6 protein-coding genes are annotated in these 23,723 nt (G+C 43.7%); 2 read left to right on the top strand and 4 right to left on the bottom strand.

Going from position 1 to position 23,723, the window contains the following annotated elements; genetic code table 11:
• Window positions 1–121 precede the first annotated feature (121 nt).
• The gene (locus tag WCM76_06190; protein ID MEI6765213.1) at window positions 122–1,702 is read left to right on the top strand and encodes a hypothetical protein; all 1,581 of its coding nucleotides are present in this window, start codon (window positions 122–124) and stop codon (window positions 1,700–1,702) included.
• A 63-nt stretch (window positions 1,703–1,765) separates the two neighbouring features.
• On the opposite strand, the gene WCM76_06185 is transcribed toward WCM76_06190, so the two are convergent.
• Window positions 1,766–4,312 carry a M4 family metallopeptidase gene (locus WCM76_06185; protein ID MEI6765212.1) on the bottom strand — a complete coding sequence of 849 codons (2,547 nt, stop codon included), beginning with the start codon at window positions 4,310–4,312 and terminating at the stop codon, window positions 1,766–1,768.
• A 300-nt stretch (window positions 4,313–4,612) separates the two neighbouring features.
• On the opposite strand from WCM76_06185, the gene WCM76_06180 reads away from it, so the two are divergent.
• Window positions 4,613–5,053: a nucleoside deaminase gene (locus WCM76_06180; GenBank protein MEI6765211.1), complete on the top strand. Its 441-nt coding sequence runs from the start codon at window positions 4,613–4,615 to the stop codon at window positions 5,051–5,053.
• Between the two features lie 119 nt (window positions 5,054–5,172).
• Here the strand turns inward: WCM76_06180 and WCM76_06175 are convergent, their stop codons facing one another.
• From WCM76_06175 to WCM76_06165, 3 genes are all read right to left on the bottom strand, one after another.
• Entirely contained in the window at window positions 5,173–5,376 is a 204-nt protein-coding gene (locus WCM76_06175; GenBank protein MEI6765210.1) for a hypothetical protein, read from the bottom strand.
• A 290-nt stretch (window positions 5,377–5,666) separates the two neighbouring features.
• Entirely contained in the window at window positions 5,667–8,288 is a 2,622-nt protein-coding gene (locus WCM76_06170) for a T9SS type A sorting domain-containing protein (GenBank protein MEI6765209.1), read from the bottom strand.
• 199 nt (window positions 8,289–8,487) lie between these two features.
• The gene (locus WCM76_06165; protein MEI6765208.1) at window positions 8,488–23,610 is read right to left on the bottom strand and encodes a T9SS type A sorting domain-containing protein; all 15,123 of its coding nucleotides are present in this window, start codon (window positions 23,608–23,610) and stop codon (window positions 8,488–8,490) included.
• Window positions 23,611–23,723 lie beyond the last annotated feature (113 nt).

The raw sequence follows: 23,723 nt of genomic DNA, 5'->3' as shown, positions 1-23,723 counted from the left end.
GACTTGTTCAGGATTGTTATTATTGTGTCTGATAATCAGCTGTATGCGGAATTATTGGCGAACTTTTAGGTTTATTTAGTACAAAAGCGTAAAATTGTGCTTAAATCAAAAGCACTTCGTTATGAAAAAAATTCTGATTGCATGCATTTGCTTGTTTAGTATAGCAATGGCATCAGCACAGGTTGACCTGAAGCCAACTTCAGTAAACGTGTTTAAAAATGGCACTTACTTTATTACGAAAGAAGGTAGTGTGAAAGTCAGAGAAGGCATGGCAAAAGTTGAATTGCCCGCACATCCGCTGCTTAGCACATTTTGGTTTTCCTCCGCCAAAGATCTTAAAATCACAAAAGTTGTTTTCATTACCGATACCATTAAAAAAACAAAAAGTCCGCAAAGCATCTCCGATATTATTATGGCAAATGTTGGCCGTCAGGTGAGGCTTACAAGCGTTCTTGCCGATAAAAATATCAGGGAAATCAGCGGAAAACTTACCGATTATTATCCTGCAACCGGAATTGCACGCCTGCAGCTTGGAGATAAAAGAATTTCTTATGTACCCACATCTTCAGTAATAGATGTGACTATTGAAGATGCAATTTTCGGAAACCTGAAAGTGGATAGTCTGGCGCGTAATGCTCAACTATTTTTCGAAAAATCATCGGCCAACGCCGACATTAAACTTATTTACATGCAGCCCGGCATTCAATGGCTTCCTGCCTATAACATTAAAATCCTGAGTCCCGAAGAACTGCAGCTTGAGATGAAAGCAACCGTCGAAAATTATTCCGAAGATATTGACGAAGCTGATTTGACACTAACGGTGGGCAGCCCGCAATTCGCATTCAATAAAGACGAAGATCCGGTTGCTTCGAACTTTCTTTCGGCCCTTTTCAGTGCCCCCAACACCACTCCAAGCAGTTATGTAATGCAGGCAACGCAGTCGTACTATGAAAATGCTATTGTTGCCAATGACCGCAGTCCTGTTCAAACGCCTGTTTATAGCGACTATGGCGATTATGCTACAGAAGGCGAAAAAACCAACGACCTCTACATGTACAAGCTTGGAAAATCATCCCTGCCAAAGAACAGTAAAACTACGTTTCAGATTTTCTCGGTAAAAGTTCCTTATAAAGATATGTACGAAGTAAATATCAACGACGTGGTAAGCTATGCTTCATACAGCTACATCAGTAACGACCCGGAGCAACGCTTTGATGTCTATCATTCATTGCAGCTTACAAATACTACCGTGTACCCGTTTACCACTGCACCGGTATTTGTGCTGAACGAAAACCTGCAGCCGCTGGCGCAGGACAGAATAAAATATACACCAACAGGTTCTAATATTTCTGTCCAGTTGTCTAAAGCCGGCGATGTCATTATCAAGAACAAGGAAGAGGAAATAAAGAAAGAAGAAAATGTCCGGAAACTTGGGAAGATATCCTACAATAAAGTCACCATCAAAGGCACGGTGAATATTGAGAATATGCAGGAGAAAAAAATATTACTCAATATAAAAAAGGACATTCTTGCAAATATAACATCTGTAAGCGACGGAGGTAAATCTACTAAATCCGGTAAATACAGCTTCCTGAATCCATATTCAAAAATAGAGTGGGAGATAAGTATGGCAGGAAAGGAAAAGAAGACCATCACATACGAATACGAGGTGTTTGTGAATGCAAGCTTAGGTAGTTATTAATCTGTGAAGGAAAAAATGGCCGCATCATAGATTTCATGGTGCGGCTATTATATTGGGTCGTTTTTATTTTTTTATCAGTTTTTTTACTTCCCGTTCCCCCGAGCTTTGGGATTCCACAAAATACACTCCTGGATTTAGATCGGAAATATCAAAAACAAAATGCGACGAACTTCCGTTTGCCGTTTCTGTTCTGTGTTCCACTTCTTTGCCGGTGATATCAATTATTGAAGCGCTGAATGATTCTCCGGCTTTTGTCGCAATCACGATATTCAACACGTCTGTTGCCGGATTCGGGTAAAATGAAAGCTGCTGAATGGACGCTTTAGGCTCAGCAGTTCCTGTTGCCTGATTGCATTGCCAATTCATTTTAAAGCCGGCACTACTATTCCTTTCATTGGTTCTCTGTCGAAGCGTTATGGTACTTCCGCTTGATTGAATTGTTGTGGCGGTCAGCGAATTTCCTGTATATTTTCCGATTAAGGGACTGGCTGTGTTGGGTCCGTCATAAATAAACAAAACATCATTGGTGTCCGCAAAATCAAAAAGAGTGAAGGTTAACAGAACAGAAGTTGCTTGGGTCGGCGCAATGGTCACAGAGCCATTGGTGAAATCCTGGTAATTGCCCTGTCCTCCGCTGTCGTATAATGTGCCCTGACAACATGTGAGAGCCTGACTGACCCCACTTTGTGGCATCAGCGACTCGCTGGCATTGGAACCATAAATGCTGATGCAATTCATCACGGATAATGTGTCTGACCCGCATCCGCCGCCGTCAGCAATGAGTGTTACGGTATAACTTCCCGGCTGAGCATAACTCGTGGTAGGATTGACCAGGTTCGAGGTTGAGCCATCTCCGAAAATCCAGGTGAAGCTGCTCGCATTTACTGAATAGTTTGTAAAGGAAATAATCGCAGGAGGCGTGCAATAATGCGACTGCTGTGCCACAAAATCCGCTGTTACGCCACTTATATAGGTATCGCCTACACCGGCAGCATTCCACGCATTCGTAGTTTCTTTTACTTCGTTACTGCAGCTGCCATAGAGTTCATTGGCCGCCAGAATTGAATAATAGCGGGCATCACTGTAGCCCGATGAATGAATCAGGTAAACAGTCATGGTGCGGTATGCTATAGCCGCAGCTTTTTCCATTCCTATGCCGGTTATTGAAAAGCTGTTGCCGGACTCATTGATTCCTGAGTCGCCTGCACAAAGCATATAGAACCAATGGCTGAGTACGGTGCTGTTCTTGTGTACCTGCTGTGCCGCATCCCAGTAATGACCTTTATAGGTGTCCGGGCAATGCATACTTTTCGGATTGGAAATGTTTCGGATTGTTATCCCTGCATCTTCACCTATCAGCCAGTTTCCGTGCTGGGTGGGTGCTTTGGCGTAAAACTCGATGGCCGTGCCGAAGATATCGCTAAAGCCTTCAGCAAGCGCCCCCGATTCTCCATAATAGTCAAAATTGGCAGTGTAAGTTTCTACGCCATGGGTTAATTCGTGGCCGCAAATATCAAGGCTTGTGAAAGCGGTTAACGGTGAAAGGCCGTCGCCGTAGCATACTCGGTGCCCGTCCCAAAAAGCGTTCGAATAATCAGTACTGAAATGAACATAGCTAAATATGGGGCACTGGCTTGCATCAAGGCTTTTTCGACCGAATTCTGATAAAAAATAATCATATGTCATTTCGGCGCCCCAGTGCGCATCGGTGGCAGCTTCATCTTGTTGTGGGTTGATGTTTTCCCAAATAGTATCACTGTCTATAAATTCCGTTGCAGTGCCGGAAGAAATCCCATGATTCATGTTCAATGTTATAATACCGCTTCCGCGGATGGAATCTCTCAGGAAATACCCGTTCTGAGTCTTTATTGTATGGATGTTTCTCGTGCCGCTGTATTTTGTTTTTGCCTGCGCTGAGGCATTTGTTGTAGATATTTTATCAAGGCTTTGAAGGATTTCACCACTCTGAGCATCAACATAAACGGCTTGCCTGCTCATAGGTTTATGGGCATAGATATCGAAGGTGTAAGTGTAATGAAAGGTATTGTCCCGGAGAACAAACAGCAGTTCAATATTTCCTGTGGGGAAATACGATGCGGTACTGTCACCAAGTTGACTTTTCAGCATTGCCTCTTCTGCCGGAAGCTGCCAGATATACGTTGCCGCATTTACAGATGCCAGCGCTCTTTCCCGAGCTGCGTTGTTGGTTATTGAAATGATATTCGACGTTTCAGGCTCTGTAATGATGCAGCCGTTGACTGATTGGATGGTGTTATCTTTTGTGTGAACAATAAATACAGCATCATGAATAGGAATGCCTTTCCACGTTTGGCGGTATCGATAATGGATAAACCCGAGCTGGTCGGTAGTGGTGTTAAGAAGAACTGTGCCCATTTCTGCTGACACATGCAATTCCTTGCGCAACCAACTATCCGGGCCCGCAGGCAGAAACGGTGCGGCTTCTTTGATGGCATAGTATGTATTCTGTAATACATCCCCTGAGCCGGCCGATTTTTGATTAATGGGTGAATTCATCTGGCTGTGAGCCTCGGAAATGCTGCAGGCCGATAATGCCGCGGCAAATGCTGCAACAAGTAAATGATGTTTCATGTTTTCTGATTTTTTTCAAGCGTATTTTTTTTTACAAAGATAAATCATAAATAAAAAAAATGCAAAAAAAAGATAAAAATAAAAGTGTGCCAAAATAATGATAATTGTAAATCAGGTAGATAAAAATATTTAGACTGAATGTAAATCCCAATATGGGAAATGAGAATTATAGATAATACTCACCGAATAGGCAAGATAGTGTCCTGTCATGATTGAAAACTGATTGATGCACTTGTTGAAATTCCTTGTTGCAGATTATGAATACCGGATTTCCGTATCTTTAATCTCAAATTATGCAACATGACAACAGACCGTATAATCTATCTTGAGGCGCTGAAACAGGCGCAGAAAAGTCTGAGTGAAGGTGGTATTCCTATTGGTGCCGTTCTCTTTGATGGCGAAAAGGTAATTGGAGCCGGCCACAACCAGCGGGTTCAAAAAGACAATCCGATCTTGCACGGTGAAATGGATTGCCTGCAGAATGCAGGCCGCCATGCCTCTTATAAAGGAATGACTTTATATACCACGCTCAGCCCATGTATGATGTGCTCCGGCACAATTGTACAATTTAAAATCAAGCGGGTGGTAGTAGGAGAGAAGCTGAATTTTGAAGGTAACATTCCGTTTCTTCAGCAGCACGGAGTGGAGGTTATACTATTACATGATGAAGAAACTACGCTGATGATGAAGAATTTCATCGATCAGAACCCCGTTCTCTGGAACGAAGATATCACAGAATAATTAATAATTAAAAACGGTTTAACTGTTATCTGTTCACTGAAAAGAGTCATCCCCAATTCCGACGGCGGTTAAAGTATTATTTTTTTTATGCCGGAATCGGGGATGAGCTCTGGCAGGAATCAACACGCTCCAATCAGCCTGGTAACTAACACATAATGGCTGATCTCTGTAAGGAACGAGATTTGTTGACCATCAGGTCGCTTTTCTTTTAAGGTAATGCGGTAATTGTTGGTGTGCAATTCTTCAATCAGGGCAATAGATGATTTTGCTACAATTACCTCTCCTTCCTTTGTTTCAAATGTTGTAAAGATCTGCGTTTCCATGATTACTGCTTTTTTGATTTACTGTTTTTGTTCTGCTTGTGACCAAAATTATACCTGATAACAATGAAATCATTACATTCTTCGTGCCAAATATTTAAAGTATTAAAATACAGATTGTAAAGAAATAATATATTATAAAAAATATTCAAAATAGGATTCTTGTTTCCAAATTTAGGACATTTTAGAGCTGTCTGGAGTTTAGGTGAGCATTGATATCTTACCGTATATCCTAAAAAAGAGGCGGTTTTCTGCGCCGCCTCTTTTACCGGCTTTAAAGAACGCCTTTAATACTAATCTTTTTGCAGAATCATCTTTCCTGTGAACACTTCCTCGTTTGTTGTCATTCTGTAGATGTATATTCCTGAAGGAAGGGTGCTGCCGTCAAAGATTGTCGTGTATACCTGTCCGCCAGTTGATTCTCCATCAAACATTGTGCTGACGCGCTTCCCGGTTATATCATACACATCTATCTTCACATGGTTTGCATAAGGAAGTCTGAAGGTTATATTGGTTTTACCGTTGAAAGGGTTGGGGGTATTTTCTATTACGGCATTTTCTATGGTTTTGTTGTTGTTCTCTGCAGCTGCCTCCAATTCTCTGTTAGAAATACAGGAGAAGTTGCATGAGCCCAGACAATCCAGATGATTTGAAAAATGGGCCGGCAGCGCGTTTACGCTTATACTGATATCCGGGTTTGCACCTCCTTCACGATGACATATTGTATACTTAGTGCCCGGCTTTGTACCCGGCGTTTGCGGATTGATTACATTCACATCAACGGTTGCTGTGGCCTCATCTCCATATGAGTTTCTGACAATCAGTGTGAACCCGTATATGCCGCAACCGCCTTGTGCAATTACCGGAGTGAAAACGGGATTAGCAATAGTTGGATTATTCAAACCCGTTGCCGGATACCATGAATAGGTAAGCCCGTTAGTTGTACCGGAAACCGTTGGAAAGAATTGTACGGAATTCACAAGGCCGGAGACGATATTGGGATAGCCACCGTTAACAAAGGCACAGGTAGGATATTGCGTAAATGGTGCTAAAGCAGCAATTGTAACAGCCAATGATGTTTGCGGCACAATAGTTACACTTGCTGTTTTGGTATTCCCGCAAGCATCTTTCGCACATAATATATAGGTGCCCGGCGACAGTGTAAACGAATTGCTGTTAACCCAGATTACGCCGTCTATGCTGTATGCATAGGGTGGCATACTGCCGGATGCATTTACAGTGGCTGTGCTGCCACTCACTACCGCGGATACTGACAGTTCAACCGGCTGGTTTATTGTGATTGCGGCGGTTGCAGAGCATCCGTTTCCATCGGTTACAACCACCGTATGTACACCTGCAGTTACTGTGAAGATGTTTGTTGATGCTGCGATACCATCAATTGTATAAGTGTACATACCGTTGCCGCCTGTTGCTGTGGCAGTAACTGTTGCTGTTCCGCCATGACAGGCTATTGCAGAAGTTTCAGTTAATGTTAATCCAACAGCATCGTTCTGGTTTATGTTGATAGTGGCAGAAGCTGTTAATCCGTTTCCGTCGGTTACGATGACAGAATGAAATCCGGCCGAAGTTGTGAAAATATTTGTTGGTGCAGCAATTCCATCGATTGAATAAGTGTAAACGCCGTTGCCGCCTGTGGCAGCAGCTTCAACCGTTGCATTTCCGCCGTAACAGGCAATTGCGCTGACGAGTGTGAGATTGACAGCAACTGGCTGATCGAAGATCCAACCGGATACATTTCCATAATCCCAGGAACTATGCGCATAAAATTCCGCCCCGCCATTGGCGGCATTGTTCTTAATTGTTACATAGTTTACTGTAACAGTGCCGCTGGCCTTGCTGAAATAGGCTTTATCCGATGATGACGATATTGTAATCGGATTCTGAGCATCACCGTTTGCTGTAAATGTCCCGGCGGGACCAATGGTTTGTGTTTTGTAAGACTCAAGAGAATACCATTTCCCGGCTGAAAAGGTAAGACTTGTGTTGTAGATATTGTCACCGTAGATGTACCCATTTCCTGCGAAAAACACTTCGTTAAAAGTTACGATTGTACCGGTGTTGTTCTTTAATAGACCGCCTCCTGAGCCACTGGTCCATTCAACTTTGCCAACGCTGAAGCCGGATGCAATTGGATTCTCGATATTGAGGGACGTGTAGAAGCTTGAAGTGAACTTTACCGTAGCCGAACCGGCATCGGTAACGAAACCATAGCCAAGGTTGCAATAATATCCGGTAATTGTAACCGTTGAATTCCCAAGATATAATCCGCCCTGTGTGTATCCTGTTCCGGCAACAAAGTTCTGACAGGTCACATTTTTATTGTTTGTGTTTAGAACGGAAGAATATACATTGACCAGATTGGTACAAGTCAAATCATCAAGTAACATCCATCCCAGACCGTTGTTTCCCATGATACCGAAATATATTGGTCCGGATATGGAAACTCCATTTGTCGTTACGGTATTTACTCCGGTCTGTTTATCGTTTAAGTATAATGGCCCTGTGAAATTCCATATCATCCCGGATTCAAGTACTATCGAGCCATTGATGACAATACTTAAGGTTCCTTCCAGCACCGGGCTTTGCCCTGATGTCCAGATGAAGTCATTGCAATTGGAAAACTGATTAATAGTAACTGTTTGTCCGGAAGCACTGAAACTGTTGACATCAAAATACACGTTGTCGGGTGATGATGGCACTGCGTACCCACCGGAGCCTCCCGACACGATATCCCAATGAGCAGGGTCATTCCAGTTTCCGGAGCCTCCTACCCAGAAAAGATTTAGGGCCTTGGTATTTAGACTGAACAGGCACAACGCCAGAAGCATGGCCGAAATGAAGAAATTTTTCCTTTTAGGAAATGAATTTCTACGGATTGTGTGTGTTTTATTCATGATAAATAGATTTAGGTGTTAATTATAATTATCATTGATTGTGCCAATATCGTATTCAATTTAATTACAATTTATTAATGAATTTATCTTTAGTGTAATACTCTCTATATAGGAAAAAACTATCCCAAATTTGGATGATAATAATAAAAACAGAGGCCGCCATTTGGCAGCCTCTATCAGATAAATGTGAGATTCGGAATTATTCTCTCACAATTTTCAAATACCTGCTATTATTTGCTGTTTTAAGATCCAGATAATAGATGCCGAGCGTAAGATTGCTCAGGTCAATTGTGAAATTTTGATGTATGCCTGCAATCATTTCAGTTCTGTACACTTCGCGACCGGTAACATCAAGTACCACAACCGTAAATCCTTCGGGTGTATCGCTCAGGTATTCAATGTTAATTATTCCGCTGAACGGATTCGGATACACATTTACCAATGTTCCTTCAGTCCTGCAATGTACGCTTACCGGCCCGTACAATGTGGCGGCACCATCATAGTCAACTTGCTTCAACTGATAGTAATTGATTTCATTCAGAGGTTCATCATCAGTAAATTCATAATTTCGCCTTTCATTACTGTTGCCCGCCGCATTTATTGATGCAATCTCCTTCCACTGCAAAATATCTGTGCTGCGCTCAACAATAAAATGATTGCTGTTATTTTCAGAAGCTGTGCTCCACCTAAGCCATGTCATACCATTCACACAGCTCGCATCAAAAGAGATCAGGTTTACGGGTAGCGGATTGCTCAATCCTTTGCCGAAGGTCATTGGGCTATATGAAAGCATACCCATACTGCTAATGCTACCGTTATCTGAAGTCCCGGAAATGACTCCGGTCCGAGCCGTCCATTTGTTGCTGCCCGAAATATCTTCAAGGTGCCCGAACTCAAGTCCTGCTGTGCTGCTGATACCGCTGCGTGGGCCATTCTTCCAGTACAGCGTAACATTGGGATAAGCATTATCGCTTTCCAGATTCCACCATTCGTTGTTGCTTACGCCAATCATGCCGGTATTCATGTGCAACAGGCCTGTGTCGGGTGGAAGTGCAAAGAAATACTGAGCTGAAATTTCTGATGATGATGCCGGTGCTGCGATTCCCGCCGGCGCCCATATGGCGCTGTCGCCCGTTGGGAAGATAAATGCCGATGTTCCATGCTTAATTACACGACCGTCAATGTAGCTCAGATTGCTGCCTTCGTTGCATAAAGCACCGTCAGTAATTATAAAATCTGCACCTGACGCGCTTTGTATAACTCCCGTGTTAAGAGTGGCATCATGAGTTACACTGACATCATCGTAGAGAATGAAGTCATCAAAACCTGCGCCTTGCCTCGTATTGCTGAATTCCACATCGTACAGGCTGTCACCGTTCATCCGGATTTCTTGCTGCCCGTTGCCGTTAAACGTGATTTTTCCTTCATTCGGACTGAATTTTCCACCATTTAAAAAGTCGCCACCAATTTTAATTCCATAACCGGTATTCAGTGCGAGTCTGCTTCCTGCGTCAACACCAACATTGTAGAATTGCAGCGGATAAGAGCCATAAAGCGTACTGTTTCCTTTAAAGTTTACCGTACTGGTATTGCAGGTAAATGAGCCGTTTGCTACCCAGTCGCCATATACATCCAGGGTATTGCTTCCTAATATAGTCAGGCTTGTTCCCGGATCCAGAATCAGTGTATCGCAATACGCGCCTGCGTTAGAGATAACGGCATCGTGCAATCCGCAGCTGGTAAGCCGGACATTGGTTGTGATGTTGGGGATTGTCCCATTCAGATCCCAGTTATCCGACGTATTCCAGTCACTGCTGTTCCCAACCCAGGGTGAATCCAGCGTATCCAGCACCCAGCCGGGGCTGTTGCGGAGATAGCTGTGCGCAGGTACCCCTGCATAAAAGGTGGCACCTCCCATTACTTCAATATCATATACCTGAAGCCAGTCGGCCACAGCACAGTGATGAGGCTTGTAAATGCCAGCTATACTTCCGGAATCACTTGATTTCAAAATAATCTGGTTGCCGTTTGACGATGGCAGCGACCATGTGTTCCAGATAGTATCGGTGTAGGCACTTGTAAAGGTATTGGTACTACCGGCAGCCAGCAACAGATGATTGAAACTTAATGGGCCGGAAAAATATGCATCCGAATTAAATTTTACTGTGTCAAAAGATAAATTGGTTTCCCTCTGATTGAAAAATGAATAACTTTCTATAAAACCAGTCTGATGAAAATATACATCATTAAGCCGAATGGGTTTTACAGTTGTATCGACGAAATGATAGCCAAAAATGCCACAATTAGGTTTGGTGAAGACAATAACAGAAGAGTCGGCGTCGAGATTGAGGAACTCAGTATTAAACGAAACACCACTTCCTATCTTCAGCTGCGACGAACCGAGGTCAATCAGAGATAAGGGTGTTGTTGGGATGAAATTTAGGTTTTCAGCAGAAATGCTATGGTCATTCGTATTTAAACTGCCGTTTGTCAGTTGCATAGTATTTGCAGCTATTGAATCAAGCAAAGCCCACGCACCATTCCCCTGAAATCCAATAAAATTTGCTCTAGCCCCTGCAAAGGTGATCGTTCTTCCGGTTTCATCCGAACTGAATAGAATCAAGGCCAGTGTGTCAACGTCCATATCATTAATGAATCTCAAATCGCCATAAACATAAAGTGCCCTCCATACAAAATTGAAGGACGGATTATTCTGTGATCCGCTCCAGTCCATGCTTTTACATTCGGCATCCATATTCACTATGGTGACACTGTCGCCGGATGCGAAACCTGAGTACTGATCAAAATATACGTCAGTATTCCTTGTTGGAATACAACCTGACGGGTTGGGGAATCGGGGTGGCAGAGAATCAAATGACCAGTGCATATTATCGTCCCAGTTTCCACTTCCACCAATCCAGAACATCGTGCCTGGTATTACTATTGTAATTTGATTGGATGTTGCTGTTGATTGGCTGGCGCAGGAGTAGTTCGAAGTCAGCACACAAGATATAACATCATCATCAGATAACGTTGAACTGTTGAAAACTGTGCTGTCAACGCCCATGTCTGTTCCATTCACGAACCACCGGTAAACAGGATTTGTCCCTTCATTTGTTGGTGTTGCTGTAAATTTTACATCGGTACCGGCACAGATTGTTCCTGCCGGTGAAGCTGAAATAGAAACTAATGGCGCCACGGGCTGATTTACTGTCATGTAAATTGTATTTGACCAAACATCAGCCCTGATGATGCATGAAGCGCTTGATGTCATCAAGCATTCAATCCTATCTGAATTTTCTAATGAAGTACTTGACCATGTCGGGCTGTTCGTCCCTACATACACTCCATTATACATCCAATGAAATATCGGGTTGTCACCGCCATTGACAGGATGAGCCGTGAAAATAGCTTCAGCACCATCGCAAATATTTTCCCCGGGAGACGCGGAAATGCTGTCTGTAGGCAGCACAGGTGTATTAAAAGTCACTGTGATTGTGTTTGAAGAATATGAAAAAGTATTGTTACAAGCATCGGTAGTTATCATCACGCAAATGATAACATCACCATTAGATAACCAGTAGTCCCATGTCGGGAGTGGACTATAACAGTAAAGATGATTATTTACCCAGTACTTGTACATCGTATTTGTTCCTTGATTCAAAGGCGTTGCGGTCAAGAATACATGAGATTGTTGAGTTTGGACGCAAGTATCTCCGGGAGATGCGGCAATTGTTACCGACGGAATTTGTGTGGTGTCTTCAAAGCCCAGTGTGAGCATACCTCCTGTAAAGTTAGGATCGCTGATAAACTCGCTGCTGCTTACCAGACCTGTACCATCATTATTTGAGGTAGCGGTTCCGTGCTTGTTAACCCATGCATTTACCCCGTTGCAGTTTTGCCAGCTTGCGATGGAAGTATTGTTAAGGCTGGTAATACCGCTTCTAATAGAATCTTTCCAGTAGAGAGCAATATCAGGATATTCTGAGCCGGCGACGCGGTTAAAGTCCCAGTATTCGGTGGTGTCAATACCAATCAGCCCGCAGCGTATTGAAGCTGAGTCGCTGTTGGCGGGCTTTTCAAAATGATACTGCACTTTGAAAGTGTTTGAGGGATTTGTTGAAACCCCAGTCGAAATTGGTGCCCAAACATAGTTGGTCCCGTTCACATCGCCTGTAGGGAAAACAAAGGCAGCGACACCTGATTTAGCTACAGGTCCGTCAACAAAAGAACTATCGGAAGCGCCGCTTGTTGTTGCAGAGCCGGAAAGTGTCGGGAAATTGATGCTGTCAGATTTTATTATCCCACTAAGGAATACCAGCGATGAATCAATATATGCAAATGAAGCCAGTGTAACGATATTGGAGGGGCCTGCATCAATTGTAAGGTTTGCCAGCACTCCCGGGGCGGATGGTATCTCGGGTCCGGAAGTAACAGGTTTTTTATAAACAACATCCGCAGTACCACCAAAGTCAGGCTCTTTTTCTAATGAGCCATTGAACCTGACAATGGTTACACCGCTATTCAAATAAAGGCTGTCAGAGGAATACACTTCACCATAAACCAGCGTGAGTGAGTCAGAAACGCTTGGATTATCATTCACAACTATACCGTTACTGTTATTAACAAGCAGATTATTGAAATTTGAATTTCCAATAATGGTCTGCTGTTCTGTTCCTAAAAAGCCCACAGTGCCCGCGCCTGATTGAAAAGTGCCATTGTCAATCCAGTCGCCATAGACGCTGAGGCTGTTTTTTCCTGAAATGGAAAGACTGGTTCCGGGATTTAGTATCAGCGTATCGCAATAAGCGCCCGGGCCATTTATCACTGCATCGCGCAACCCGCATGTCGCAAGGCTTACATTGGTATTATAATTTGGAAGTGCTCCCTGTAAATTCCAGTTCGTAGGGTCATTCCAGTCATTGGAAATGCCTTTCCACGGGGAGTTTGAATGCAATGAGTCAAGTATCCAGCCGGGACTGTTCGTAACACTGCTGTGTGCAGGGGGGCCAGCGTAATAACTTGCACCTCCCGCGGCAACAATATCACTTACCTGAAGCCAGTCGCCGGGAACGCAATGATCCGGTTTATAAATACCTGCCTGGACTCCATATATTGATGAAATTAAGCGAATAGGATGACCTGGGGTTGAGGGCAGCGACCAGGTCTGCAAAATCGTATCTGTACAGCCACTCTTAAATTCATAAGTGCTGCCTGCTGATAACAGCAGGTGTGAAAAAGTATGATTCCCGTCGATAATGCCATCTGAATTGAAATGCACCGTGTCGAAATATAAACTGCCTGATTGTTTTTCGTAAATCAGGTACCCCATTTCAAAGTACAAATCCTTGAATCGAAAATCTTTTACTGAATTACTATTTGAAAATCCCTCAAAATATGCGTGATTGCTTAAATAGAATTTAGAAGAATCTGCATCAAGTGTAAGAAAGTCAGTTTCAAACTGGAAGTATTCGCCGACTTTTATCGTAGAGGTTCCAAGGTCAACTGTAGCGCCGGTTGGAGAGCTTGGCCAAAGGTGGATATTTTTTCCAATAATTGTTTGGCCATTTGTGTTAAGATAGCCCTGGTTTACTTGCAAAACATCTGAACAACTCAAAGAGTCAGCTAAAATCCACCCACCATTTCCTCTGAAATAGACATTATTAAATTGCTTTCCTGCAGTTGTAATAATTTGTCCGGAATCCGGCGATTTGAAGGTTACTGAACCAATCAAATTGCCTTGCATCTGATCAATAAACTTTAAACTTCCATAAACGGAAATATCACCACTTAGAATATCCAACATCGGATTATTTTGTGACCCCGTCCAGTCCATATTTCTGCAGGCGACAGAATCTGCTGTAATGCTCACGGTTTTACTTGTAGGAGTAAAACCCGAAAATTGATCAAAGTAAACATCCGTTGCAGGTCCGGGAATACATCCTGATGGATTTGGATTACGGGGTGGCAGTGAATCGTATGACCAGTGATTGTTGTCATTCCAATCACCGCTGCCGCTTATCCAGAACATGGTGTTCCCTATCCTTATAGTATCAGCATTAGAGATTGCAGTATCATGGGAAGTGCAGTATCCGCCCGGTATTAATGAGCAAGTTATTATATCGCCATCATTAAAAATACTGCTATAGCTTGGACTATTCTCATTCATATCCATGCCATTGACAAACCAATGATAAGATGGATTGCTACCCTCATTGAGTGGCGTTGCAGTGAACGCGACTGAGGTGCCTGAGCAAATCTTTCCAGTCGGTGATGCTGTTATTGTGACGGTTGCCGGCGCTTGGCTATTTCCTTTGAAACCTATAGCCAACGTGCCGCCAATAAACTCGGGATCACCATAAAACTCGCTGCTGGTTACCAGTCCTGTAACATCATTATTTGAGATAGCTGTTCCGTTCTTGTTCACCCATTTAACTGTACCGTTGCAGTTCTGCCAACTCGCGATGCAGGTGCTGGCAAGACTGGCAATGCCGCTGCGTACAGAGTCTTTCCAGTAAAGAGCAATGTCCGGATATTCCGAGCCGGCAACGCGGTCAAAGTCCCAGTATTCGGTGGTGTCAATCCCAATCAGCCCGCAACACATGAAGGCGGAGTCGCTGTTGGCGGGCTTTTCAAAATGATACTGCACTTTGAAAGTGTTTGAGGGATTTGTTGAAATCCCTGTCGAAATTGGTGCCCAAATATATTTGGTCCCGTTCACATCGCCTATAGGGAAGACAAATGCCGAGTCGCCTATTTTAGCAATCGGTCCATTAACAAATGAACTATCGGAAGCGCCACTTGCCATTGCCATTGATGAAAGCATTGGGAAATTGAAGTCGTCAGAATTAATAATCCCGCTGAAGAATACCAGCGATGAATCAATATATGCAATGGATGCAAGCGAAACGGCATTGGTGGCGCCTGCATCAATAGTAAGGTTTGACAACACTCCCGGGGAGCGTGGTATCTCCGGCCCTGTAGTTACGGGTTCTTTGTAAACAACATTTGCAGTACCAACAAAGTAAGGCTCAGTTTCTAATGAGCCATTGTACCTGATAATGGTTGAACCGCTTCTCAAATAAAGGCCGTCAGAAGAATACACTTCACCATTCACCAGCGTGAGTGAGTCAGAAACGCCCGGATTATCATTCACAATTAAACCATTGCTGTCATCAACAAGCAGATTATTGAAATTTGAATTACCAAAAATGGTCTGCTGTTCTGTTCCGAAAAAGCCGACAGTGCCTGCGCCTGATTGAAAAGTGCCATTGTCGACCCAGTCGCCATAGACATCCAGCGTATTACTACCCAACACTGTAAGACTGGTTCCCGGACCCAGTTTCAGTGTATCGCAAAAAGCTCCCGGGGCACTTATCAGGGCATTCCGCAATCCACAAGTAGAAAAGCTAACATTGGTTGAATAATTTGGCAGCGCTCCCTGTAAATTCCAGTTTAAAGGGTCGTTCCAGTCATTACTGATACCTTTCCAAGGGGAGTGCGTATCCATTGTATCAAGAATCCAGCCGGGGCTGTTGCGCAGATAGCTGTGCGCAGCCGGTCCGGCGTAAAAATTGGCTCCACCCATAACTTCAATATCATATACCATAAGCCAGTCGGCCACAGCACAATGATGAGGTTTATAAATACCTGCCATACTTCCAGAATCGCTAGATTGTAAAATAATCCGGTTGCCGTTTGATGATGGTAACGACCAGGTATTCCATATGGTATCGGTACAGCCACTTACAAAAGTGTAGGTCCGGCCACCGCTTAACAGCAGATTATTGAATGAAGAATTTCCCTCAAGATTACCATCTGACCGGAAAATAACCGTATCAAAAGAAAAACTGCCGAATTGCTTTGGATAACTTAAGCTGGCATTCTGAAATATCACATCGTTGAACCGGATATTCTTAATATAGCCACTGTCGCTCCATCCCAAAAATACGTTATCAGGTTCTGTAAAGTATATATAGGAGGAGTCGGCATCGAGATCAAGAAAATCAGGTCCGAATGTAAAATTTGCGCCAATATTCAACTTCGATGAACCTAAGTCAACCGTGGATAGCGTATTCTCCGGCCATAACGCCATTGTTTGAGCTGTTATTGTCTGATTATTTGTATTCAAGCTTCCATGTGTCAGTTGTAATGTCTTTGCAGAGATTGAATCAAGCATAGTCCACGCACCAATCCCCTGAAATCCAATAAAGTTTACGTTTGCGCCACCAACAGTGATTGTTCTTCCTGCCTCATCCGAGCTGAACCAAATGACGGCCATTGTGTCAACATCCATATCGTCAATGAATTTGAGATTGCCGAAAACGGACAGTGTTGACAAATTAAAATTGAAGGCAGGATGATTCTGTGATCCGCTCCAGTCCATACTTTTACATTTGGCAGGTATATTCGAAACAGTGACAGTGTCTTCGGGTGCAAAACCGGAGTACTGATCAAAATAAACATCAGTTGTCGAGTCGGGAATACATCCCGTTGGATTAGGATTACGGGGTGGCAATGAATCAAACGACCAGTGCATATTATCGTCCCAGCGGCCACTGCCGCTTATCCAGAACATGGTCTTGCCCATAGTAATCTGGATAGGATTACTGGTTGCTGTTGTCAGGGTGGCACATAACGCATTTGAATGCAAGGTGCATTTAACCTGATCGCCTGTTATCAGTGAACTGGAAGACCAAGTGTTGCTGTTTGAACCAACGGCTGCATTGTTAAGATACCATTGATAAACCGGGGTGCCGCCATTGACGGGCACTGCAGTGAAGACAACGTCTGTCCCTTGACATATCATCTGGCTCGGGAAGGATGTTATAGAAATACCTGCCGGTGCAGGAATATTGACCGTAAGCACCGCTGCACCTGAAACCGCGCTGCAATAGGCACCTGAAGTTTTACACCGAAACTGAAGGTTATTCATGCCGCCCGTTACAGTGTTTATGCTCATATTATTTGAATGCATTCCGGAGTATATCGCCGAGTTTTCCTGATTATTCCATGTGGTACCGCCATCAGTGCTGAGCTGCCACGAATAATTGATTTGAGTCTCACCCGATATCTGGCTTACACTATAACTCGCCGTAGCGCCCTCACACAAGGAGACCGGAATAGGATTAGTAATAGATACAGATTGTACTACACTGAGTTTTGCGATTGAGGAATTTACAGAACAGAATCCATTACTGACACAGCATCGGTATCTCAGGTCATGCATGCCTGCTGTGGCACCGGTAATCTGCATGGTAGCGGTTGTCATTCCTGTGTAAAAGCTGTTGTTTAGCTGATTCGACCAGTCTACCGAATTCGTGCTGATCTGCCACTGATAACTGAGGGGTGGTCCACCAATAGCATTTACTGCGAAAGTGGCATTGCTGCCGGCACAAATTGAACTGTTTGATGGGTCGCTTGCAATTATAGGCCGTTTGAGAACGGTAAGTCTGATGCCGTTTGATGTAGCAGTTACAATATTTGTACAGGTAGAGTTACTGATTAATCGACAATATATGCTGTCACCATCCTGAGGGTAATACAAATAGTAAACGTGAGATGTTGCACCGTTGATCGGCACTCCTTTGTTGTACCATTGATAGGGAGGATAATATCCCGCATAATCATTGTGAGCCCTGAAAAAAACAGGTGTTGCATCGCAAACAGGACCTGGGTCGGGAAATTCCTGAATAATAGAAATTACGGGCTGTGAATAAGGGGGGCTCACCGTCATCGTTATTTTATTCGAGGTTGCTGTTGTAACACTTGCGCAGCCGGTATTTGTGGTAAGTACGCATGTTATCTGATCGTTATTGGAAAATGAAGAAAGGGCTGACCATACCGGCGGGTAGGAATAGCCTGAAAAGGAAGTTCCGTTACGATACCAGGTGAACGTCGGAAGAGATGTTCCACCATAGTCAAAAGTTGCATAGAATTCTTTGATTTCGGAACTACAAACGTGAGTCCCCTCGGGCGACTGGACTATCTGTATTGCAGGGGGCTTGTTATGAACCTGCACATTCACATTATAGACTGCTGGCACCGTTGCCGGGATGGCGCAGGTGGCATTGGATATCATCATACAACTCACTATATCATCATCAGATAAGGCGGCAGTAATATAAGTACCAATGCTGTTGCCAACAACAACTCCATTTTTTTCCCAGATGAATGAAGGCGCGGTTCCCGCATTCTGTAAGTTAGCAAAGAAGGTAACACTGGTATTCGGGCATATTCGAATGGTGTCTTTCAAACATTCCGGACTTGTATAAATTCTCAGGATGGGAGCAACCGAAGATGTGACTGACATAGTGATTGTATTGGATACCGCTACCGGAGTACTTGCGCAAGGCAGTGACGATACCATAATACATTTTACAAGCTTCCCGTTCGTTAGTGTGTTTGCAATATAAGTTGAGCCTGTACCTACAGTATCTGCCCCAACCATCCATTTGAAAACCGGCGACGTGCCTCCTGTTGCTGTTGAAGCGGTAAATGTGACCGGTGTGGAATAACAGATTGTGCCTGCCGGTGAGGCGCTTATTGTGACAGCCGGAGCGACTGTTGTTTGCACAACATTCATTATGATTGTGTTTGATAAGGTAGTAGTCGGTACCCCGCATCCCAGATTAGGTACCATACTGCATTGAACAACCGCATTATTTGTGATGCCTGTCGGTACAAAGGTGCTGCTGTTCACATTTTGATCAATGCCATTGATGAACCAGCTGAAAGCAGGGTTCGTTCCACCGTTCGAATAGTTTGCTGTAAAACTAACCACATCACCCTGACAAATAATATTTGATGGTACTGCCACAACACTCACCGTGCTGTTCATTGGAGTTGTCCAGCCTGAGCTTACGCCACTGACTGTTGAATAGTTTGCTGAGAACGGAAGCGACCCGCCCGCAACAATGTCTTTAATTGTTGCCCACCATATTGTCAGCGGACCCACACTTTTTGAAAGCGTAGCAGCAGAGCCCGCAACCGATGACGCAAGCGATGTTATAGTGTTGCAATAGCCATTGCTGACAATACCACCGGCGGATCCAAATGTCTGTGTCTTGCCCGATTGAAATGTGTAAGTTTTTCCTCCGGCAAGTGTCAAATTGCCATTGAACGTATTACTGCCGTTAGTAGCACCATTACCTGCAAAGCTGACATTATTGAAGCTTAGCTGATAACCGCTTTGATTGTCGATAATACCTTTGCACAAAGAGCTGGTCCATTCAATATTGTTGAAATTCGGGCAATTTGCGGCATGTCCATAGAAGAAGCTGGCGCTGTCAGCCGCTGTAAATCGAATCGTACTCGTATTCACTCCAAGTGTGAAGGTAGAGCCGCCATAATTCACAATACTTAATGCCGGACCGCTTCCGGTAATAATAAAAGTTGAACTTCCGGGATTAAGAACCCGTGGAGGTGCTGCATTGGAAACAAACATGGAGCACGTCACTGTTTTATCGTTGGTGTTAAGCGTACCTCTCAGATCAATGCGTGCTGTGGAACTGAGGTCATCAAGCAGATTCCACCCTCCACCGGCAGCGTTGCCAAATATTAGCTGACCTTTGAATTGAAATCCATTTGTTGTAATTGTTTTTCCGGTTGTTGTTGCCGCGAGCGTAATAAGGTTGGTAAAATTATTTGTCATTCCCGCCGCAAGCTGAAGGTTGCCATAAATGCTGAGTGTATTAGCGCCTGTCGATTTCAAAACCGGTTGACTTGTTGTATTCCAAATCATGTTGTCGCAGTTTGCATTTACATCGATAGTAACAGTATCATTGTTTGTGTGGAAGCCTGTATCGTCAAAGATGGCCTTGATGACATGGGTTGGTATCAATCCGCATGTATTTGCCGGCCCTCCGCTCGTACATGACCAGTTCGCCGGATTATTCCAGTTTCCGTTTCCGCCTATCCAGTATAGTTCTGTTACCGGAATGACCAGTGGAATATTCCATCCGGTTACATTACCGTTATTGAAGGAATTGATTGCTGAAAAAGTTGAGCCTCCGACTGCGGTATTATCTTCCAAGGCAACATTATATATGGTGATGTTACTACCACTGCTTTTACTGAAAATCGCAGCCGAACCTGCAGTTGAAGCATTTATGGTTACAAGACTCGAACAGGTCCCATTTGAAACGATTGTACCCAGACTCCCAAAGGTTTGCGTTTTTCCTGAAGTGAATGTGTAGGTTTTACCAGCAGCCAAAGACATGATGCCATTAAACGTATTTGTACCGGTTACATTGCCATTACCGCTCCAGGTTACGTTATTCGCTGTAAAGGTATAAGCACTCTGATTATCAATTGCCCCCAAACACGATGCATTTACCCACTCTAAATTATTAAACTGAACCGCTGAAGTGGTGTTTGAACTAATAAGTATTCTGGCGCTGTCGGCAGCAGTGAACCGGAATGTTGATGTTCCCGGGTTAACAATGCAGTTTGCATTAAGAACCCAAAAAGGCAGGACTGTGCTTGAAAGAGTGAGAATAGAGCTACCCAAATTAAGCACACGCGTGAATGTGCCACTCTCTCCAAATCGTGTGCAGGAGATTTTATTATTGTTTGTGTTCAGCGTGCCTCCCGAGTGGTCAATCCGGTTGATTGAGGTCACACTGTCCTGTAAAGTCCATTCTCCACCGTTGGCATTTCCAAAATATAATCGACCATTTAAAACAATACCGTTTGTTGTTACTGTTTTACCCGTGGTTGTTGCCGATAAGGTTATATCACCCGAGTAGGTCAGGTTCATGGCATTTATAAATTTCAAAGATCCGGCAATGCTCAGTGCTGAAGTACCTGCAAGTGTTGGCAAATATTGAGAGCCACTCCAGTTCATATCCTTGCAGCTCGCAGCAACATTAATGGTGACTGTTTGCCCGGTATTTGTAAAACTGTTTGCATCAAAAAATACTGGAGAATCCGGACTGGGTATACCGGCTGTACCGTTTGAACTTACTCCAGAGCACAATGACCAGTGTGCAGGATCGCTCCAGTTACCACTACCACCAACCCAGTACAAGCCTGAATTTGGAATATCCCAACCGGTAACAATTCCGCTACCAACAGAATTAGTGGCCGTAAATATGGCTCCACCGGTAGCCGTAATATCTTTTATCGAACAATATCCTAAAGTAATATTGCCGCTACTTTTACTGAATACGGCTGCTGAGCCGGCAGTTGCCGCAGTAATCAAGACCGGTGCAGTACAGCTGCTGACGGCAACAATAGTTCCGTTAATTCCAAATGTCTGTGTCTTGCCTGATTGAAATGTATAGTTTTTACCGCCGGCAAGAGTCAGACTGCCCTTAAACGTATTATTTCCGTTAATAATGCCGTTACCCGCTAAGCTGACTTTATTGAAGCTTAGCTGATAACCGCTTTGATTGTCGATACTTCCTTTGCACAAAGGGTTGGTCCATTCAATATTGTTGAAATTCGGGCAATTTGCGGCATGCCCATAGTAAAAGCGAGCGCTGTCGGCCGCTGTAAACAGAACAGTACTCGTATTCGTTCCAATTGTGAATGTAGAACCGCCATAATTCACAATACTTAATGCCGGACCGCTTCCGGTAATAATAAAAGTTGAACTTCCGGGATTTAGAACACGAGGAGGTGCCGCATTGGAAACAAACATGGAGCACGTAACTGTTTTATCGTTGGTGTTCAGCGTTCCTTTCAGATCAATGCGTGCTGTAGAACTCAGGTCATCAAGCAGATTCCATCCTCCACCGGCTGCGCTGCCAAATATGAGCTGGCCCTTGAATTGAATTCCATTGGTCGAAATTGTTTTTCCGGTTGATGTAGCAGTTAATGTAGTTATTCCGCTATACGTCAGGCTCATCGCATTGATAAAGGTTAATGAGCCTGCAATACTCAGTGTCGAATTTCCTGCCAAGATGGGAGAAAATAATGCTCCTGTCCAGTCCATACTAAGACACACAGCAGCAACATTAATTGTAACTATTTGCCCGGATCCGGTGAAACTGTTTGCATCAAAATATACGTCAACACCGGCCGAAGGTAAAAAACCACACGCCATTCCACCGGAACTCGTTGACCAGTGCCCAGAGGCATTCCAGTTCCCACTGCCATTTACCCAATATAAGGACGTAATGGGTGAGATAAAAGACCATCCGCTGACGTTGCCGCTATTCATTGAACTATTGGCATTGAATGTTGCTCCGCCGGACGCTGTGTTATCCTTCAAAATTGCCGAATTGAGTGTAATCGTTCCTGATAATTTTCTTATAATTGCTGCCGAACCTGCTGTTGAAGCATTGATAGTTACCGGATTTCCACAAGTTCCATTTGAAATCATTGTTCCGGAACTTCCAAAAGTTTGCGTTTTTCCTGAAGTGAAGGTGTAGGTTTTTCCTGCAGCCATAGACATGGAGCCATTAAATGTATTTGTACCGGTCACACGACCATTACCACCCCAGGTTATGTTATTTGCCGTGAAGGAAAATGTACTCTGGTTATCAATGGTTCCATAGCAGGAAGCATTGACCCATTCTATATTATTTAGCTGAACCGCCAAATTAATAGTTGAAGATATCTGTATCCTGGCGCTGTCGGCAGCTGTGAAGCGAAATGTTGATGTGCCCGGATTAATAGAAAAGTTTGCATTATTAACCCAAAAAACCAGTCCTGAATATGAAAGAGTAATTATGGAACTCCCTAAATTGAGTACACGCGTAAAAGTGCCACCTTCTCCAAAACGTAAACACGTTATTTTTTTGTTGTTTGTGTTCAGTGTGCCGCCTGTGTGATCAATTCGGTTTATTGAAGTCACGCTGTCCTGCAAAGTCCATTCTCCACCGTTGGCATTCCCAAAATATAATCGACCTTTTAATACAATACCGTTTGTTGTTACCGTTTTACCCGTGGTCGTAGCCGACAAGGTCATATCCCCCGAGTAGGTCAGTTTCATGCTACTTATAAATGTTAATGAACCTGCTATACTCAGTGCTAAAGTACCCGCCAGTGTGGGCGTATATTGCGCGCCACTCCAGTTCATATCATTACATGTCGCTCCAACATTAATTGTCACAGTTTGCCCGGTTGCCGAAAAACTGTTCCCATCAAAAAACACATTATCCGCTGCTGTAGGAATTGCTGCAACAATAGTTCCTCCTGAAGCAGTGCGCCAGTGATTTGCATTGTCATTCCAGTTGCCAGTTCCACCTACCCAGTAAAGATTGGCAGCAAAAGAAGTAACAGTTGTATTCAGAAGTAAGAGCATTATAACCGCCAGCAATTTGGGAAAAGTAATAAGCGGCGTTTTTTGTGTAATAACCTGTGCTTTTTTCATAATTATTTGCTTTATTTCAAAGCAAATAATACATTACACGTGCCAATAATTTATACCATTGAAAAACAAATAAATATATTTTTTTCGTGTAATGAAAAAGCCTAAAAATGGAA

Source organism: Bacteroidota bacterium, assembly GCA_037133915.1.
Classification (GTDB): domain Bacteria; phylum Bacteroidota; class Bacteroidia; order Bacteroidales; family CAIWKO01; genus JBAXND01.
Note: the sequence above shows the minus strand (reverse complement) of the source record. Positions and strands in the feature narration are given on the sequence as shown.

Coding starts and splice junctions, on each gene's coding strand:
- WCM76_06170 (MEI6765209.1), bottom strand. CDS start 8,288: ATGAATAAAACACACACAATCCGTAGAAATTCATTTCCTAAAAGGAAA.
- WCM76_06165 (MEI6765208.1), bottom strand. CDS start 23,610: ATGAAAAAAGCACAGGTTATTACACAAAAAACGCCGCTTATTACTTTT.
- WCM76_06180 (MEI6765211.1), top strand. CDS start 4,613: ATGACAACAGACCGTATAATCTATCTTGAGGCGCTGAAACAGGCGCAG.
- WCM76_06185 (MEI6765212.1), bottom strand. CDS start 4,312: ATGAAACATCATTTACTTGTTGCAGCATTTGCCGCGGCATTATCGGCC.
- WCM76_06175 (MEI6765210.1), bottom strand. CDS start 5,376: ATGGAAACGCAGATCTTTACAACATTTGAAACAAAGGAAGGAGAGGTA.
- WCM76_06190 (MEI6765213.1), top strand. CDS start 122: ATGAAAAAAATTCTGATTGCATGCATTTGCTTGTTTAGTATAGCAATG.